Below are 17,385 nucleotides of genomic sequence, written 5' to 3' on the forward strand. Positions count from 1 at the left end.
TCAAAAAAGCCCCGCAATGTGGTCAGGTGAAAAAAGCCCATCAAATGATGGGCTCAAACCCTAACGTAGATAACAGCGAGATCATGTTTTTGCTATTACACGCTGTAGTTACACACTGTAGTACAGTTCAAACTCCAGTGGATGCGGAGCCATACGTACGCGGTTCATCTCTTCTTGCTTCAGCTCGATATAAGCATCGATAGCATCGTTAGTGAACACGCCGCCACGGGTTAAGAATTCACGGTCAGCATCCAGCGCGTTCAGGGCTTCTTCCAGAGAGCCTGCAACGGTAGGGATGTTTTTCGCTTCTTCCGCCGGTAAATCATACAGGTTCTTATCCATGGCTTCGCCCGGATGGATCTTGTTGATGATACCGTCAAGACCGGCCATCAGCAGCGCAGCAAACGCCAGATATGGGTTAGCTGCAGGGTCCGGGAAACGCACTTCAATGCGGCGCGCTTTCGGGCTGGCAACCACTGGAATACGGATTGATGCAGAACGGTTACGCGCTGAGTAAGCCAGCATAACCGGTGCTTCGAATCCTGGAACCAGACGCTTATAAGAGTTGGTGGTTGGGTTTGCCAGAGCGTTAATCGCTTTAGCATGCTTAATCACACCACCGATATAGTACAGCGCCATTTCAGACAGGCCGCCGTATTTGTCACCAGCAAACAGGTTAGTACCGTTTTTAGCCAGTGACATATGACAGTGCATACCAGAACCGTTATCGCCCACTAATGGCTTAGGCATAAAGGTGGCTGTTTTACCAAATGCGTGAGCAACGTTATGCACCACGTATTTGTAGATTTGGGTTTCGTCAGCTTTTTTGGTCATGGTATTGAAGCGGGTAGCCACTTCGTTCTGACCAGCAGTTGCGACTTCGTGGTGGTGAGCTTCAACCACCAGACCCATCTCTTCCATGGTCAGACACATGGCAGAACGCAGATCTTGTGATGAATCAACCGGTGGAACCGGGAAGTAACCGCCTTTAACCATAGGACGATGGCCTTTGTTGCCACCTTCGTATTTGGTGCCGGTGTTCCATGCTGCTTCGATATCATCGATATGGTAATAAGCACCTGCAATAGAGTTACCGAAACGAATGTCGTCAAACAGGAAGAACTCTGGCTCTGGCCCGAACAGTACGGTGTCGGCAATACCAGAAGAGCGCAGGAAATCTTCAGCACGCTTAGAGATAGAACGCGGATCACGCTCATAGCCTTGCATGGTGCCTGGTTCCAACACGTCACAGCGAATAATCAGCGTCGTATCGTCAAAGAATGGGTCGATAAGCGCAGTACTTGGATCCGGCATTAACACCATGTCAGATTCGTTGATACCTTTCCAGCCGCCAATGGATGAACCATCGAACATTTTTCCGTCTTCGAAAAAGTCTGCATCAACCTGATGAGCCGGGATAGTAATATGTTGCTCTTTACCTTTAGTATCGGTAAAACGCAAATCGACAAACTTCACTTCGTGCTCATTAAGCATCGTCAAAACATGTTCTGTGGACATTGGTGTTCTCCCGCTGGCTGTTATTATCGAGTCATAATTTGGCATCGGTGCCATGGGCTAAAGTTATGCTATAATCGTGCCAGTTTTTATTCCGGACCATTAAATAGCAGTCTGTAGCGGCTATGACTTCAGAGTATGAACGAAAAACAAATTTTTGCACCAAATAATGCACTAAATTAGTGCATTGCCGATGACCCGTGACTTAATTTGGTGCAAATCGCTTTTTATATAGACATTTTCTACCGTGAATGAGATCACAAACTGTCCAGCCGTTGGTTGTTTTTGACAGATCTTTGTGATCTTGTTTAGTAGTTCGTCTAAAGTGTGTACAATAACGCGCTATTTCTAATGCCTGAGGCAAATCTGTGATTGAGAATCTACGTAACATCGCTATTATCGCGCATGTAGACCACGGTAAAACGACCCTGGTTGATAAGCTACTACAAATGTCCGGAACTTTAGGGGAACAACGTAACGAAGCTACCGAGCGCGTTATGGACTCCGGTGACCTCGAAAAAGAACGCGGGATCACCATTCTGGCTAAAAACACCGCCATTACCTGGAACGGTTATCGCATAAATATCGTTGATACTCCGGGACACGCCGACTTCGGTGGCGAAGTAGAGCGCGTAATGTCTATGGTTGACTCGGTGTTGCTGGTTGTTGATGCAATGGACGGCCCAATGCCGCAAACGCGTTTCGTGACCAAAAAAGCATTTGCTAACGGTCTGAAGCCTATCGTGGTAATTAACAAAGTTGACCGTCCTGGCGCGCGTCCTGACTGGGTTGTTGATCAGGTGTTTGACCTGTTCGTTAACCTGGATGCTACCGACGAACAGCTCGATTTCCCGATTATTTATGCTTCTGCATTAATGGGTATCGCGGGTAACGACCATAACGAAATGACTGACAACATGGATCCCCTGTTTGAAGCCATCGTTAAACACGTTGCTCCACCGGATGTTGACAGTGACGGTTCATTCCAGATGCAAATCTCCCAATTAGACTACAACAACTATGTTGGCGTTATTGGCATCGGTCGTATCAAACGCGGTAAGGTTAAACCTAACCAGCAAGTCACTGTTATCGACAGCGAAGGTAAAACTCGCAACGGTAAAATCGGTAAAGTACTGGGCCATATGGGTCTGGAACGTATCGAATCGCAAGTTGCTGAAGCGGGCGATATTATTGCTATCACCGGTCTGGGTGAACTGAATATTTCTGATACCGTTTGTGATGTACAAAGCGTTGAAGCTTTGCCAGCACTGTCTGTTGATGAACCAACCGTCACCATGTACTTCTGTGTAAACACCTCTCCGTTCTGTGGTAAAGAAGGTAAGTACGTGACTTCACGTCAAATCCTTGACCGCTTAAACAAAGAGTTGGTACACAACGTTGCGCTGCGCGTTGAAGAAACTGAAGATGCCGATGCATTCCGCGTATCGGGCCGTGGTGAACTTCACCTGTCAGTTCTGATCGAAAATATGCGTCGTGAAGGTTTCGAAATTGCCGTTTCTCGTCCTAAAGTTATCAACAAGGTAATTGATGGTCGTAAACAAGAGCCGTTCGAAAACGTTACGCTGGATATTGAAGAGCAGCATCAGGGTTCCGTCATGCAAGCCATGGGTGAGCGTAAGGGCGATGTGAAGAATATGGTCCCGGACGGCAAAGGTCGTATTCGTCTGGATTATCTGATTCCGGCTCGTGGCCTGATTGGCTTCCGTACTGAATTCATGACTATGACTTCAGGTACCGGCTTACTGTACTCAACCTTCAGTCATTATGATGATGTGCGTCCGGGTGAAATCGGTCAACGTCAGAACGGCGTACTGATCTCTAACGGTCAGGGTAAAGCAGTCGCGTTCGCACTGTTCAGCTTACAAGATCGCGGTAAGTTATTCCTGGGCCATGGCGCAGAAGTGTATGAAGGCCAAATCATCGGTATTCACTCACGTTCTAACGATCTGACAGTGAACTGCTTAACCGGTAAAAAACTGACCAACATGCGTGCATCAGGTACTGATGAAGCAACAATTTTAGTTCCTCCTGTTAAGATGTCTCTGGAGCAAGCTCTGGAATTCATCGATGATGATGAACTGGTTGAAGTAACGCCGACTTCTATACGTATTCGTAAACGTCATCTGACTGAAAACGACCGTAAACGTGCCAACCGTGGCCCGAAAGAAGACTGATTATCGGTTGTTAAAATAGCGGCAATGAAAATTGCCCAGAGTACTAAATCCGAAGGGGCAATGTTTATTGCTCTTTTCTTTTTTGTTTTTTTCTTTCTCGAAGGCTAAAAAACCACTCTTGAGCTGGCGTGATCCAAACGTTGCTGAGTGACGTTATGATTTTTGTGAAATGATGGTGATGTCGCGGGGGAGGGATGTCGTTGCGACAAGTATTAACCCATGCCGCAACGATGATTCAATTCAGTAGTATTAACCGAATAGTTTACCTTTCAGCAGGCTCATACCCAGAGACATTAAGTCCGGGTTAACTGGCTCTTCGCCTTTTGGAGACAGCTTATCAACGATATCAGGTAGAAATTGAGCAATAAGACCAGACGTTTCCTGGCTACCCATACCTAATTTAGAGGATAACTGCTGTAAAGCGACTTTGCTGATAATATCCTGAACTTGTTGTCCAGAGATAGGCAGGTTAGCACCAGTGCCGATCCATGACTGAACGATTTCAGTCAGACCACCCTGACGGAATTTGTCTAACAGGCCGGAGATGCCGCCTTGCTGTTCAACCCATTGAAGAATTGCCATGTAATCAACGGAACCGCTATTGTTGTTGCTGTTACCGCCCAGCATACCGCCTAATTGATCTAACAAACCCATTACCTTGTTACTCCTGAATTATATGAAACCGTGGGTATAAATCTATGCGGGTTATACCCTAATCATCCTTAATTTGTCCGTGTGGTGCCCGTATTGCACTCAAATTAACCTATCTTGAGCCACCGCGCGGAGTGAGAGTGAATTATATCCTAACCGGCCAATTTGCATTAATTTTTATCGCTAAATAATTAATCCGGATGATTTACTCTTGCCTGATTAACCAACTAATATAAATGGAAAGATGACTGATTTTTATTTAGTTTTTAGTGACTTTGTGATGCTCAGATAAGGATAACTGTGATAGCGTAGCATTGGGACAAACCATCAAATCATGCAGGTGCACATCATGTTGTATATCTTTGATTTAGGGAATGTGATTGTCGATATAGATTTTAAACGCGTACTGGGAGTCTGGAGTAACTTAAGCGGTGTGCCTTTAGCGACATTGAGCGAGCGTTTTACCATGGGCAAACCGTTTGAATTGCACGAACGTGGTGAAATCAGTGATGAAGAGTTTGCATCACAACTGTGCGAAGAGATGGGGCTAACGCTGAGCTTTGAACAGTTTGAAGCCGGTTGGCAAGCTATCTTTATTGGTCAGCGTGACGAAGTGCTGGAGATTATGCGTCGCCTGCGTAAAGAGGGTAATCGGGTAGTGATTTTATCGAATACTAACGCGTTGCATTGCCGTTACTGGCCGGAACAGTATCCGAAGGTGAGTGAATCTGCCGATCGTGTCTATTTATCTCAGGAATTAGGCATGCGTAAACCTGAGGCTGATATTTATCGTCATGTTTTACAGCAGGAAGGCGTTGCTCCTCAGCATGCGATTTTCTTTGATGATAACTACGATAATATTATTAGTGCCGAAGCGCTGGGAATTAATGCCGTGCATGTGGTTGATAAGACCGTTATCCCGGAATATTTTGGCGCAAATTAACGGAATGTTTTGAATGTTAAGCGGGTCAGTTTCTTTACCTTATTGGTGAAGTAAGCTGGCCTGTATCGTCATTATCCGACTATCTTAAAGGAAAAGGCGATTCGATAGAAAGCGAGTATCTTATGTCACATCTATCCCATGTCCGTGGGCCAAAGAGAATTAAACCGATAGTTGCTTATGCGCAGCTGCTTTGGGCCAGGGCCAATGAAGATCGCCTGCAAATGATGGCAGGTAATTTAGCCTATGTTTCCCTGTTGTCTCTGGTACCGCTGATTACTGTGGTGTTTTCTCTGTTTGCCCTGTTTCCGATGTTTGCTGAAGTGAGTATTCAGCTTAAAGCCTTTGTATTTAATAACTTTGTTCCTGCAGCCAGTGAGACGATTCAGGCTTATCTGGAACGGTTTGTGGCTAACTCCAATAAAATGACGGCAATTGGTATCTGTGGGTTAATTGTTACCTCACTGCTATTGATTGGCTCGGTAGATACGGCACTTAATGCGATTTGGCACAGCGAGCGCCAGCGGCCAATGATCTACTCTTTTGCTGTGTACTGGATGGTTCTCACGCTCGGGCCTTTAATGGCTGGGGCCAGTATGGCGATCAGCTCCTACTTCCTTTCCCTGAGCTGGTTCCATGACGGTGATATGGGCAGCATCGTCGATCGAATATTACGTATTTTTCCGCTAATCCTCTCTTTTGTTTCATTCTGGATACTGTACTGCATTGTGCCAACGGAACGGGTTCCCACCAGAGATGCCGCCATTGGTGCACTGGTAGCCGCATTACTGTTTGAACTGGGGAAGAAAGGGTTTGGTATGTATGTCACCATGTTCCCCGCCTACCAGTTGATCTATGGTGTGCTGGCAGTGATTCCGATTTTATTTGTTTGGGTATACCTTAGTTGGTGTATTGTACTTTTTGGTGCAGAAGTGACGGTTACGCTAGGGGTATACCGCAAGCTGCGTGAAGATTATGAAGCCAATAACAACACTAACAATGATTCAGGAACAACAGAGCAATGATTGCATTAATTCAACGGGTAACGCGTGCTGATGTGGTGGTCGGCGGTGAGATGGTTGGCGCAATAAATAAAGGGTTACTGATATTGCTGGGCGTAGAAAAAGACGATACCAATGAAAAAGCGGAGCGCCTGTGCGAGCGGGTATTAGGTTATCGTATTTTCAGTGACGATCAGGGCAAAATGAACCTTAACGTACAACAGGCTGGTGGTAGCGTGCTGGTAGTTTCTCAGTTTACGCTGGTGGCTGATACCCAAAAAGGCATGCGCCCCAGTTTCTCTCGTGGAGCGACTCCGCAGGATGCTGAACGGCTATATAACTACTTCTCAGACTGTTGTCGCCGAATTATCACTACCGAAACCGGTATTTTCGCCGCAGATATGCAGGTATCGTTAGTGAATGATGGGCCAGTCACTTTCAGCCTTCAGGTTTAGCATCAGCCGTTGTTGATGAAATAAAGCATTTCACTATAAAACAGATAAAACTAAGAGAGCTTTTATGTACCACCTGCGAGTACCGTTAACGGAACAGGAATTAAATGACTACTATCAGTTTCGCTGGGAGATGCTGCGGAAACCGTTGAATCAACCCGTCGGCTCTGAAAAAGATGGCTACGACATGATAGCCCACCATCAGATGGTGGTTGATACTCAGGGTCAAGTAGTTGCCGTTGGCCGTTTATATATTAATGCCGATAATGAAGGCTCTATTCGCTTTCTGGCCGTGGCAGCCAATGTCCGCGGTAAAGGGTTAGGTACCCTGATTGCCATGACTCTGGAGTCTATTGCGCGTCAGGAAGGGGTAAAACGGATCGTTTGTAGCGCCCGGGAAGAGACAGTGACCTTCTTTGATAAGCTGGGATTTACTAATCAGGGGGAGATAACCACTCCGCAAACCACGCCAGTCCGCCATTTTCTGATGAGAAAACCTATTGCAACGCTGGATGATATTCTTCATCGCCCGGACTGGTGTGCCCAATTGCAAAACGCCTGGTATCAGAATATTCCCCTGAGTGAAAAAATGGGGGTTCGTATCAGCCAGTATACCGGGCAGCGTTTTATCACCACCATGCCGGAAGGGGTGAACACCAATCCTCACCATACAATTTTTGCCGGTAGCCAGTTCTCTTTAGCCACGTTAACCGGCTGGGGATTAATCTGGTTGCTGTTACAGGAACGCCAATTAGGTGGCTCTATTGTGCTGGTGGATGCCCATATTCGCTATCAGAAACCGGTCGTTGGTCGGCCAACGGCAGTAGCCAGTCTGGATTCAATGAAAGGGGATCTGGACCGACTGGCTCGCGGTCGTAAAGCCAGGGTTCAGCTAGAGGTAACGGTTTCAGGTGAACAAGAGGTAGGTTGTGTGTTTGAAGGAACCTATATGGTATTGCCGGAAGGGCATGAATAAATCAGGATTTATATCAAAACACCGTAATTCAGCCGAAAGCTGAATTACGGTGTTTTTGTGAAAATGGTTGGGAATCACCCAAACGGTGAGGCTTCCGGGGCATCCTGCTCAGGTACTGGCGTTACTGGAGGGTCAATAATTGGCGCTGGCGTTATAGCCTGAGGTTCTTCGGGAATATCCTTCTGCCCCACCGGGTATTGTGTTAGCTGCTGCCCGGTATCATTCGTTATTTTCAGACTGCCTTTCAGCTCAGGTTTGTCACTCTGCTTATCAATCAAATCCCCCTTGAGCTGTAGGGCAATAGTGCCATTGCCCTGTAACGGGATCGCTTGCCATCCCCAGCTTTGCAGAATATCAACCGGCACCGAACGGCCATTGAGGGTCAGGTTTAATGTTCTTTCTGGCTGCTGGCCCAACGTGGCGTTTGCCTCGATTAATCCATCTTTAGTGAAAGCACTTACATCACTGATAGTAATGGTTTCTGGCGTAGCGTTAAGGGTGAAAGATGGGTGACGCAGGTCGATCTTATTTAGCGTGGCATCGGAGGCATTAAAACTTAGCGTACCTCCCCATAGTCCTACCTGACGATTTTTCACCAGATACAGGTTACTGCCGTTACTGTCGATAGAGGTGAACTGGAACGGGAAGTCAGGGGTAATATCAATCAGGATATTGCGGTTTGCCGCCAGTTTAGTGACGTGCAACTCACGCAACCATTCAGGCTGAACCTGTTTTAACTGGCTCAGCCACTCTTTAGGTAGGGTATAAAGTAATGCGGTAAACGCCACGTCATCCAACGTCAGGGTTTGCGTGTCCCGCTGCCAGTTACCGGTCGCTCGCACTAAACCATCCTGCCAGCGGCTATTGAACTGCTTTATTTTGACACTGTTATTTTCCAGCTCGAGGCTAAGTACCGGACTGACCAGATGGTTATCGTTATAGATCATGTCAGAAGCGTTCAGCAACGCACTGCCGGATGTCGCCTGCCAGCGGCCTTTAATAAATTCCAGGTCTTTCATCGACAGCGTGAAATCACTGAATGCCCATTCAGGTCCCTGAATATTGGTATTAATCAGGTCTAAACGGTTCAGACTAATATCGGTATTACTGATACGTTGATTAAGCTGATCCAGTAATTGATCTAACTCGAGAGGGCTCTGATACTTCACTTCGCTAAGGCGCAGGCTCTCTATTTGCCATTTGCCATCGGCGGTGCGTTTACCGTTTCCTGTGAGCTGCCCGTTGGCTAAATCAGCGCCAACATTGTTAAACAGAATCTGACGATCTTTTACTTCACCCTGAACCAGAACTTTATGGGTATCAATACCGTTAACGACTAGCGTATCGGCGCTAAACTCAAAGCGATTATCTTTTTCTGGCAAAAAGTTATTGGTTAATGTCCAGGGAATAATACCGCCGTTGACCTTCTCCCCTTGCAGGCTGAGTTCCGGACCATCAACATTTAACGTCATGTTTCTTAGCTGGAAGCGATCGCTGCCAGGTGCAAGCTCGATGGCGTTTTTAGCGGATAAATTAAGGGTGCCATCTTCCAGTTCCAGCGCTGAAAAGTACATTGGTGTTTGCCAAAATGATGAAGTCAGTTCCAGCGTGACTTTTTTTGCTTTTAGCAGTGGTGACTGTTTTTGTTGGCTGAATTCAACGTCATTGAGCACTAACTGATAGGGAGAGGTAATACTGTAATCCAGATGGTCCAGTGAGAGTTGGTAAGGGGTATTGTCGGTGACCCACTGGCTAACCCATCTGGCGGCATAAGAGGTTTGGGCAATAAAATAGACAGCAATTGCCAGCACCAGAATCAGGGCCAGTAGGGTATACAGTGATTTCCGAATAAATCTCATGGTCTGAATCCGTATGACAAAATTAAGCAAGGTCTCTTTATGCCGTATTTACTCTACAATCTCAATGAAAATAGTCAGAAATATACGTTAAGGCATATTATGAATCATGCGGCTAAATAAGCAAAAAGCCCACCGTAAAGGTGGGCTTGGTACAACATATTCTGTCGATTATTTCTCGTGAGGGAATACCAGATTCAGCACAATCGCAGTAATACCACCGGCAGCGATACCGGAAGATAACAGCGTTTTTAACCACTCAGGGGCAAACTGCAGAATCTGCGGCTGTTGAGAAACGCCAAGGCCAACGGCCAGAGAGAGCGCCATAATCATAATGGCCCGACGGTTCAACGTTTCACGGGAGACAATACGTACTCCGGAAGCCGCAATGGTACCAAACATCACAATGGTGGCTCCACCTAACACTGGCTCCGGAATGCTTAATACAAAGCTACTGACAATAGGGAACAGACCCAACAACACCAGCATCAGGGAAACCACATAACCCACATATCGGCTGGCAACCCCGGTCAACTGAATCACGCCGTTGTTCTGGCCAAAGCAAGAGTTAGGGAAGGTGTTAAACACCGCTGACAGCATGGAGTTCAGACCATTCGCCAATACACCACCTTTCAGGCGCTTCATATACACAGGACCTGCCACCGGCTGCTCTGAAACATCAGAGGTTGCGGTAATATCGCCAATGGTTTCCAGTGAGGTGATCATAAATACCAGCATCAGAGGAATAAGCAGCGTCCAGTCAATGCCAAGGCCATAGTAAAGCGGCGTTGGCACCATAATCACTTCGCTCTCTACATTGGCACGCTCTGGCAGCATACCCATAGCCCAGGCCAACAGATAACCAATCGCCATCGCGATGACCAGAGAAGAAACGCGCAGATAAGGATTACGCTGGCGGTTAAGTAAAATAATCGTGGCTAATACCACACCCGCCAGCAACAGATTACTGGGTGAGCCAAAAGTATTATTGGTTTCTGACATGGCGCTGTAGCCACCGCCAATAGAGATTAAACCAACCTGAATCAGCGACAGACCAATAATCATCACCACAATACCGGAAACCAGCGGCGTAATGACTCGTTGAGCCAGATGCAAAACGCGCGACAGGAAAATCTCGGTACAGGAGGCCAGCATCAGCGTGCCAAACAGGGTCGCCATCATGGTAGGAACATCAGCTCCCCCATTTTTCAGCGCGGTTCCACCCATAATCAATGGCGCAACGAAGTTAAAGCTGGTGCCCTGAATGGATAATAAGCCAGAACCCACCGGACCCCAGGTGCGAATTTGCAATAACGATGCTAAACCTGAAGCAAACAGCGACATGCTGATAATGTGTTGAGTATCTTGTGCCGGCAGACCAAGCGCCTGACAAATCAACATAGCGGGAGTGATAACAGCAACGAACATCGCCAACAGGTGCTGAAGTGCGGCAAACAGCGTTTGCGGTAGCGGTGGGCGATCTTCGAGATGATAAATCAGTTCACTATTGGAAGCAGGTGCTGGCGTACTGGTTTTTTCGGCATTACTGACAGCATCGTGTGCGGGATGTAGGCTGGTCATGATAAAAGTGAAGAACCTCTGAAGCTGCAAAGAGCGCATTTTAATGATTTTAAAATTTATCGCAACCGTTTGCGTTATCGTTTGCTTGTGATTGTTTATTCAAACTGTCATCTTGATTACCTACAACAGATTAAAAGGCAGGTATAGTGCAGCCTGTACAGCACCTTAAGTATTGGAGCAAAGCGAGTTTCCCCATGAAAAAAATAATGATGATTGGTTTTGGTGCCATGGCTCATGAAGTTATGGCCCGTTTGCCTCAGGGCGTGAGCGTGGGTTGGATTGTGGCTCGCCCCCATCACCATCAGGCCATATCACAGCTATGTGATGGTCAATCAATACCATTAGCGCATCCTGATGAGTGCCAGGGACAACCAGACTTGGTGTTGGAGTGTGCCAGCCAGAAAGCAGTAAATGAATATGGCGAGTCAGTGTTGAATAAGGGGTGGAAGCTGGCGCTAATTTCTACCGGTGCACTGGCCGATGCCGGGCTATTTTACCGACTGCGTCAGGCCGCTCTTCAGGCTAATGGTGAGTTGATTATCTTATCCGGTGCCGTTGCCGGTATGGATGGCTTGTCTGCTGCGCGTGAAGGTGGATTGGATAACGTAACCTATATTTCCCGCAAAAGTCCCGCCAGTTGGCGTGGAAGCCCGGCAGAGCAGCGGGTTGATTTGGATAATGTCTCTCAGGCAACGGTATTTTTTGAAGGGAGTGCTCGCGAGGCTGCCAGCTCTTTTCCGGCGAATGCTAATGTGGCCGCCACCATTGCGTTAATGGGTATCGGTATGGATAAAACTCGGGTGCAAATGATTGTCGATCCCCATACCCAAAAGAATACTCATAAAATTCATGTCGCAGGGCGTTTTGGTGAATTTGATATTGAGTTGAATGGTCAGCCTCTGGCGACAAATCCAAAAACCTCTACACTGGCGGCATTAAGTGCGGTACAGATTTGTCGACGTTTAGTCAGCGATGGTCTGGCTGATGAGTAATCAGGCGTGAGTATATCTTGAGCTTTCTGGCAGCCAGCGTTCAATCAGTGCCTGAGCGTGTTGCGGGTGTTTTTGATGGATATAGCGGGCGGTGCGTTGTACTTCCGGGATCATACTTTGATCCCGCATCAGGTCAGCTACTTTAAATTCGGTAATACCGGTCTGACGGGTACCTAATAGCTCACCAGGGCCGCGGATCTCTAAGTCTTTTTGGGCAATAACGAAACCATCATTACTGTCGCGCAGTACCTGAAGGCGCTTCTGTGCAGTTTTACTCAGAGGGGCTTTATATAGCAGTACACAGTGAGAGGCTATGGCACCACGACCAACGCGACCACGCAACTGGTGAAGCTGAGCCAGGCCTAAACGCTCAGGGTTTTCAATGATCATCAGACTGGCGTTTGGTACGTCAACGCCAACTTCAATGACGGTGGTGGCAACCAACAGTTGAACCTCGCCCCGTTTGAAAGCATCCATCATATCCTGCTTTTCCTGTGCTTTCATACGGCCATGAACCAGACCAATATTCAACTCCGGCAGGGCTATTTTGAGCTCTTCGGTTGTTGCCTCTGCGGCCTGAGCCTCCAGCACTTCCGATTCTTCAATCAGAGTACAAACCCAGTAAGCCTGACGGCCTTCTTGCTTACAGGCATCTCGTACCCGGCTGATAATATCTTCCCGTCGGGAATCAGGGATTGCGACGGTAGTGACCGGTGTACGGCCCGGTGGCAGCTCGTCAATAACGGAGGTGTCCATATCCGCATAGGCCGTCATCGCCAGCGTGCGGGGAATTGGGGTAGCGGTCATCACCAGTTGATGAGGATGAAAACCTTGCTCTTCACCTTTCTCCCATAGCGCTAATCGCTGATGTACACCAAATCGGTGTTGTTCATCAATAATGACCAGCACCAGACCGGAGAATTTCACCTGCTCCTGAAAAATTGCGTGAGTACCAACAATCATGGATACTTCACCGGCCGCAATCGCCTCCATTTGCTGTTGGCGTGCTTTACCTTTTTGTTTACCGGCTAACCAGCCTACATTAATTCCCAGCGGTTCAAACCACTGGCGGAAATTATTGGCATGTTGTTCTGCCAGCAATTCGGTTGGGGCCATCAGGGCAACCTGCTTACCATTTTCAATGGCGATCAGCGCTGCCAGTGCCGCAACCAATGTTTTACCTGAACCGACGTCCCCCTGTACCAGACGCATCATGGGTACCGGTTTTGCCATATCCTGCTCAATATCAGCCACTACCCGGCTTTGTGCTCCGGTAGGTTTAAACGGCAGAGAAGCCAGCATGTTTGATTTTAGGGTGCCATTGTCAGTTAGCGGCCAGGCGCTATAGCTTTGGGCTCCGGCACGTGCGGCCAGCATACTCAGATTATGGGCTAGTAATTCTTCCATAATCAGACGGCGTTGGGCCGGATGTCTCCCTTGCTCCAGATCGGTAAGCTGAGTATCCGGTGGAGGGCGATGCAGTACGCTTAGTGCTTCCGGCAGGCTCATCAGCTTACCGCTCAGTTCTGCAGGTAATAATTCACTGATAGCACAGGTTTCCAGCAGTTTTAATGCCTGATCGGTTAGCTTACGCAGCGTTGCCTGACGAACACCTTCAGTGGTGGAGTAGACCGGCGTTAGTGTCTCTTCCAACTGGATAGCACCGTAATCGCCCTGAATACTGTATTCCGGATGGATTATCTCTGCGTTATGGCTACCGCGTTTCACTTCGCCGTAGGCTTTCACCCGTTTGCCTGCGGACAGGCTATTTTTCATTGCGGCATTAAAGTTAAAGAACCGCAGGGTCAGAACTCCCGTGCCATCGGTAATCTGGCAGGTTAGCATCCGACGGCGGCCAAAGGCGATATCACTACGGATCACTTCTCCTTCCACGGTGACATGTAAGCCGGGCAGTAAGTCACCGATGGGATAGAGTTTAGTACGATCTTCATAGCGAAGAGGAAGATGGAATAGCAGGTCCTGAATGGTAAACAGGCCAATTTTGGCCAGTTTCGCAGCCTGACTGGCGCCAACCCCCGAAAGGGTATTCAGCGGTATGGCGTCCAACAGGCGGCCTTTCATCTCAGGCCTCTTGCGCTTTAGGTTTCAGCGCTTGCATCGCCGTCCACCAGGCTTCATCGGCAACGATTTCACCGTTGTCATCAATGTGCGGACGCGGTAGATTTTTGCGTTTGGCAACGTTAGCCAAGACTGGATAACCACCTTCAAACAGGAAACGCTGTTGTTCATGATAGCTTAAGGGACTGCCTTCCCGCTGATACATACCGGCCGCCTGACGCTGACGTTGTGCTTCATACAAAATCAGGGCAGAGGCTACGGAAACGTTTAGCGACTGAACCATGCCGATCATTGGAATAATTATATCGCTATCGGCCAGTGCCAGCGCTTCGGCGGTAATACCGGTTTTTTCCTGCCCCAACAAAATGCAGGTTGGCAGGGTATAGTCGATCTCGCGGAAATCCACTGCTTTTTCTGACAGATTGGTCGCCAGAATTTGCATTCCCTGCTGCTTCAGATGGCTAACGGCAGAATGAATATCTCGATGGGTTTTGACCTGCACCCAGCTGTTGCTGCCGGCGGCGCTGGCAACCTGAGTTCTCATGCGTTCATGGGGCCAGACGGCGTGAACTTCATGTACGCCAACGGCATCGGCAGTGCGGATGATGGCGGAAACATTATGAGGTTTATGTACCTGCTCCAGACAGACGGTTAAATCAATCTGTCTGGTAGCAAGCATATGGCGGATCCGGGCGTAACGTTCGGGCGACATAGCAATTAATTTCGGTTGCGGGTGACTTTAATCACATCCGGCATGATGCGAATTTTACGCATAATATTAGCCAGATGAACGCGGTTGTGCGTGGTTAAGCGAATGTAGGCGATATAAACCCGGCCGTCTTTCTCTTCCGTATTCAGGCTCTGAATATTGGATTTTGCCGAGTTAATTTCAGCGGTAAGATTAGCCAGTACGCCCTGATGGTTAAACATCTCGACTTTGATTTCAGCAATAAATTCTTGCTCAGTATCTTCCGCCCACTCAACGGCCATGAATTTTTCTGGTTCTTTCTGGTAACCGCGAATGTTACGGCAGGATTCATGGTGAATAACCAAACCTTTCCCCGGGCTAACATGGGCAATGATTGGGTCTCCAGGGATCGGGCGACAGCATTTGGCAAAGGTCAACAGAATACCGTCCGCGCCGCGAATCGCCAGCTTACGACCGTTAACTGCCGGTTCATCATCGCTGTTAGAACCGTCATTGAGCAGGTTTTTGGCAATCATTACGCTCATCACGTTGCCTAAACCTACTTCTGCCAGTAAATCATCAAGGGTTGCCAGCTTCAGGCGCTTCAGCTCCCGACTCAGGTTTTTCGGATCGATATCGGTGACTTTACGCCCCTGACCCAACGCATGGTTCAGCAGACGACGTCCCAGCCCGATAGAGTCATCGCGCTTCAGGTTTTTCAGCATCTGACGAATTTTGGTACGGGCTTTAGAGCTGACGACAAAGTTTAGCCAGGCTGCATTCGGACGAGCACCCGGCGCAGTAATAATTTCGACGGTTTGACCGTTATGCAGCTCTTGCGATAGCGGATAAGGCTGGCGATCTACTCGTGCCCCAACGCAGGCATGGCCGATATCAGTGTGTACCGCATAGGCGAAGTCAACCGGCGTTGCCCCAGCCTGAAGTTCTACAATGCGGCCTTTTGGCGTAAACACGTAGATTTCATCCGGGAACAGATCGGATTTCACACTTTCAATAAATTCAAACGAACTACCGGCGCTTTGCTGCAGTTCAAGCAGGCTTTGCATCCAGCGCTGGGCACGGATTTGTGCTGCGGTTCCGGACTCACCCTGCTCTTTATAGGCCCAGTGAGCCGCGACCCCCATTTCTGCCATTTGGTCCATGTCTTCAGTACGAATTTGTACTTCAACGGGTACACCGTGTGGCCCAATCAGGGAGGTGTGCAGAGACTGGTAGCCGTTAGCTTTTGGAATAGCGATATAGTCTTTCACTCTGCCGGGACGCGGTTTATACAGGCTGTGTGCCTGACCCAGTGCCCGATAGCAGGTATCGACTTCATTGACGATAATACGGAATGCATAGATATCCATAATCGAGTGAAAACGCTGTTCTTTATGGTGCATTTTCCGATAGATGGAATAGAGATGTTTTTCCCGACCACTGACGCGACAGGGAATTCCCGCCTCTTTCAGACGACCATCGATTTCTGACAGGATCTTCTGAATCATCTCTTTACGGTTACCGCGAGCGGCTTTCACTACCTCTTTAAGTACGCGATAACGGTTAGGATAGAGCGCTTCAAAACCAAGCTCTTCCAGCTCGATTTTTAAGTGGTGAATACCGAGACGGTGGGCCAGAGGGCTATAGATCTCGAGCGTTTCGCGGGCAATGCGCCGACGTTTGTCCGGACGTAGCGAACCAAGGGTACGCATATTGTGGGTGCGGTCGGCCAGTTTGATCAAAATGACGCGGATATCTTGCACCATCGCCATGATCATTTTGCGAAAGTTTTCTGCCTGAGCTTCTTTCTTGTCGCGAAACTTAAGCTTATCCAGTTTGGATACGCCATCCACCAGTTCGGCAACACTTTTTCCAAAGCGTTGCTCCACATCCTGATAAGTAACGGATGTGTCTTCAATAACATCGTGTAGCAGCGCAGCTATCAGCGTTTCATAATCCAGCCGCATGCCTGCCAGAATGCAGGCCACAGCAACGGGATGGGTGATATAAGGTTCACCACTGGAACGTGATTGCCCTTCATGGGCATCGCGAGCAACAACGTATGCCTGTTTGAGGCACTCAATTTGCTCATCCGGCAAGTATTGTTTAGCCAGTATATTAAGGCTTTCAAACAGGTACAAAATAGGCAGCCTTGATTAACGACGACCTTCAGCAATCGCGGTGACAGCGTGCATTTCTGCGGCATCCTGCTCTTGCTGTTCCTGACGAGCGTGAGAATCCAGAATCTGAGAGTTGATCAGACCTTCTTCAATTTCACGCAGTGCAATAACGGTATATTTGTCGTTCTCTTCAGGAACCAGAGGATCTTTACCCTGAGTCTGGATTTGACGAGCCCGACGTGCCGCGACCAGAACCAGGTCAAAGCGGTTACCAATTTTTTCAACAGCGTCTTGTACGGTTACGCGTGCCATAAGTGTGTAGCTCCACAGATAAAGAAA

General features: G+C 48.2%; 14 protein-coding genes. 6 read left to right on the forward strand and 8 right to left on the reverse strand.

Annotated elements, in window-relative coordinates; all coding sequences use genetic code 11:
* Window positions 1-108: 108 nt before the first annotated feature.
* Window positions 109-1,518 (reverse strand): glutamate--ammonia ligase, encoded by a 1,410-nt coding sequence (gene glnA / locus EKN56_RS00385; RefSeq protein WP_130590003.1) that lies wholly within the window; start codon window positions 1,516-1,518, stop codon window positions 109-111.
* Window positions 1,519-1,883: 365 nt separating this feature from the next.
* Here glnA and typA point away from each other — a divergent pair, with 365 nt between their 5' ends.
* A complete protein-coding gene (typA, locus tag EKN56_RS00390; RefSeq protein WP_130590004.1) occupies window positions 1,884-3,710 on the forward strand; it encodes a ribosome-dependent GTPase TypA in 1,827 nt (608 codons plus the stop codon).
* A 249-nt stretch (window positions 3,711-3,959) separates the two neighbouring features.
* Here the strand turns inward: typA and EKN56_RS00395 are convergent, their stop codons facing one another.
* Window positions 3,960-4,364, reverse strand: a complete 405-nt coding sequence (locus EKN56_RS00395; RefSeq protein ID WP_130590005.1) for a YidB family protein — start codon at window positions 4,362-4,364, stop codon at window positions 3,960-3,962.
* Window positions 4,365-4,710: 346 nt separating this feature from the next.
* On the opposite strand from EKN56_RS00395, the gene yihX reads away from it, so the two are divergent.
* The 4 genes from yihX (at window position 4,711) to fabY (ending at window position 7,730) form a co-directional block, all read left to right on the forward strand.
* Entirely contained in the window at window positions 4,711-5,304 is a 594-nt protein-coding gene (yihX, locus tag EKN56_RS00400) for a glucose-1-phosphatase (protein ID WP_130590006.1), read from the forward strand.
* Between the two features lie 122 nt (window positions 5,305-5,426).
* A complete protein-coding gene (locus EKN56_RS00405; protein WP_130590007.1) occupies window positions 5,427-6,326 on the forward strand; it encodes a virulence factor BrkB family protein in 900 nt (299 codons plus the stop codon).
* Complete coding sequence (gene dtd / locus EKN56_RS00410; RefSeq protein WP_130590008.1) at window positions 6,323-6,757, forward strand: D-aminoacyl-tRNA deacylase; 435 nt, start codon at window positions 6,323-6,325, stop codon at window positions 6,755-6,757. The genes EKN56_RS00405 and dtd overlap by 4 nt, the downstream gene beginning before the upstream one ends.
* A 64-nt stretch (window positions 6,758-6,821) precedes the next feature.
* Entirely contained in the window at window positions 6,822-7,730 is a 909-nt protein-coding gene (gene fabY / locus EKN56_RS00415; protein ID WP_130590009.1) for a fatty acid biosynthesis protein FabY, read from the forward strand.
* A 74-nt stretch (window positions 7,731-7,804) separates the two neighbouring features.
* On the opposite strand, the gene EKN56_RS00420 is transcribed toward fabY, so the two are convergent.
* On the reverse strand, window positions 7,805-9,589 hold the full coding sequence (locus tag EKN56_RS00420) for an AsmA family protein (protein ID WP_130590010.1): 1,785 nt from the start codon (window positions 9,587-9,589) through the stop codon (window positions 7,805-7,807).
* Window positions 9,590-9,757: 168 nt separating this feature from the next.
* Entirely contained in the window at window positions 9,758-11,167 is a 1,410-nt protein-coding gene (locus EKN56_RS00425; protein WP_130590011.1) for a uracil-xanthine permease family protein, read from the reverse strand.
* Between the two features lie 194 nt (window positions 11,168-11,361).
* On the opposite strand from EKN56_RS00425, the gene EKN56_RS00430 reads away from it, so the two are divergent.
* Entirely contained in the window at window positions 11,362-12,159 is a 798-nt protein-coding gene (locus EKN56_RS00430) for an aspartate dehydrogenase (protein WP_130590012.1), read from the forward strand.
* On the opposite strand, the gene recG is transcribed toward EKN56_RS00430, so the two are convergent.
* The 4 genes from recG to rpoZ are packed head-to-tail and all read right to left on the reverse strand — an operon-like array spanning window position 12,160 to window position 17,358.
* The gene (gene recG, locus EKN56_RS00435) at window positions 12,160-14,241 is read right to left on the reverse strand and encodes an ATP-dependent DNA helicase RecG (RefSeq protein WP_130590013.1); all 2,082 of its coding nucleotides are present in this window, start codon (window positions 14,239-14,241) and stop codon (window positions 12,160-12,162) included.
* 1 nt (window position 14,242) lies between these two features.
* Entirely contained in the window at window positions 14,243-14,950 is a 708-nt protein-coding gene (gene trmH / locus EKN56_RS00440) for a tRNA (guanosine(18)-2'-O)-methyltransferase TrmH (RefSeq protein ID WP_130590014.1), read from the reverse strand.
* Between the two features lie 5 nt (window positions 14,951-14,955).
* Entirely contained in the window at window positions 14,956-17,067 is a 2,112-nt protein-coding gene (spoT, locus tag EKN56_RS00445; protein WP_130590015.1) for a bifunctional GTP diphosphokinase/guanosine-3',5'-bis pyrophosphate 3'-pyrophosphohydrolase, read from the reverse strand.
* Window positions 17,068-17,082: 15 nt separating this feature from the next.
* Window positions 17,083-17,358: a DNA-directed RNA polymerase subunit omega gene (gene rpoZ / locus EKN56_RS00450; protein WP_130590016.1), complete on the reverse strand. Its 276-nt coding sequence runs from the start codon at window positions 17,356-17,358 to the stop codon at window positions 17,083-17,085.
* Between the last annotated feature and the right edge of the window lie 27 nt (window positions 17,359-17,385).

The organism is Limnobaculum zhutongyuii (assembly GCF_004295645.1).
GTDB classification, from domain to species: Bacteria; Pseudomonadota; Gammaproteobacteria; order Enterobacterales; family Enterobacteriaceae; genus Limnobaculum; species Limnobaculum zhutongyuii.

Bases quoted from the DNA above. Each gene is read 5' to 3' on its own strand.
- glnA (WP_130590003.1), bottom strand. From the start codon at position 1,518: ATGTCCACAGAACATGTTTTGACGATGCTTAATGAGCACGAAGTGAAG.
- EKN56_RS00395 (WP_130590005.1), bottom strand. From the start codon at position 4,364: ATGGGTTTGTTAGATCAATTAGGCGGTATGCTGGGCGGTAACAGCAAC.
- yihX (WP_130590006.1), top strand. From the start codon at position 4,711: ATGTTGTATATCTTTGATTTAGGGAATGTGATTGTCGATATAGATTTT.
- EKN56_RS00405 (WP_130590007.1), top strand. From the start codon at position 5,427: ATGTCACATCTATCCCATGTCCGTGGGCCAAAGAGAATTAAACCGATA.
- dtd (WP_130590008.1), top strand. From the start codon at position 6,323: ATGATTGCATTAATTCAACGGGTAACGCGTGCTGATGTGGTGGTCGGC.
- fabY (WP_130590009.1), top strand. From the start codon at position 6,822: ATGTACCACCTGCGAGTACCGTTAACGGAACAGGAATTAAATGACTAC.
- EKN56_RS00420 (WP_130590010.1), bottom strand. From the start codon at position 9,589: ATGAGATTTATTCGGAAATCACTGTATACCCTACTGGCCCTGATTCTG.
- EKN56_RS00425 (WP_130590011.1), bottom strand. From the start codon at position 11,167: ATGACCAGCCTACATCCCGCACACGATGCTGTCAGTAATGCCGAAAAA.
- EKN56_RS00430 (WP_130590012.1), top strand. From the start codon at position 11,362: ATGAAAAAAATAATGATGATTGGTTTTGGTGCCATGGCTCATGAAGTT.
- recG (WP_130590013.1), bottom strand. From the start codon at position 14,241: ATGAAAGGCCGCCTGTTGGACGCCATACCGCTGAATACCCTTTCGGGG.
- trmH (WP_130590014.1), bottom strand. From the start codon at position 14,950: ATGTCGCCCGAACGTTACGCCCGGATCCGCCATATGCTTGCTACCAGA.
- rpoZ (WP_130590016.1), bottom strand. From the start codon at position 17,358: ATGGCACGCGTAACCGTACAAGACGCTGTTGAAAAAATTGGTAACCGC.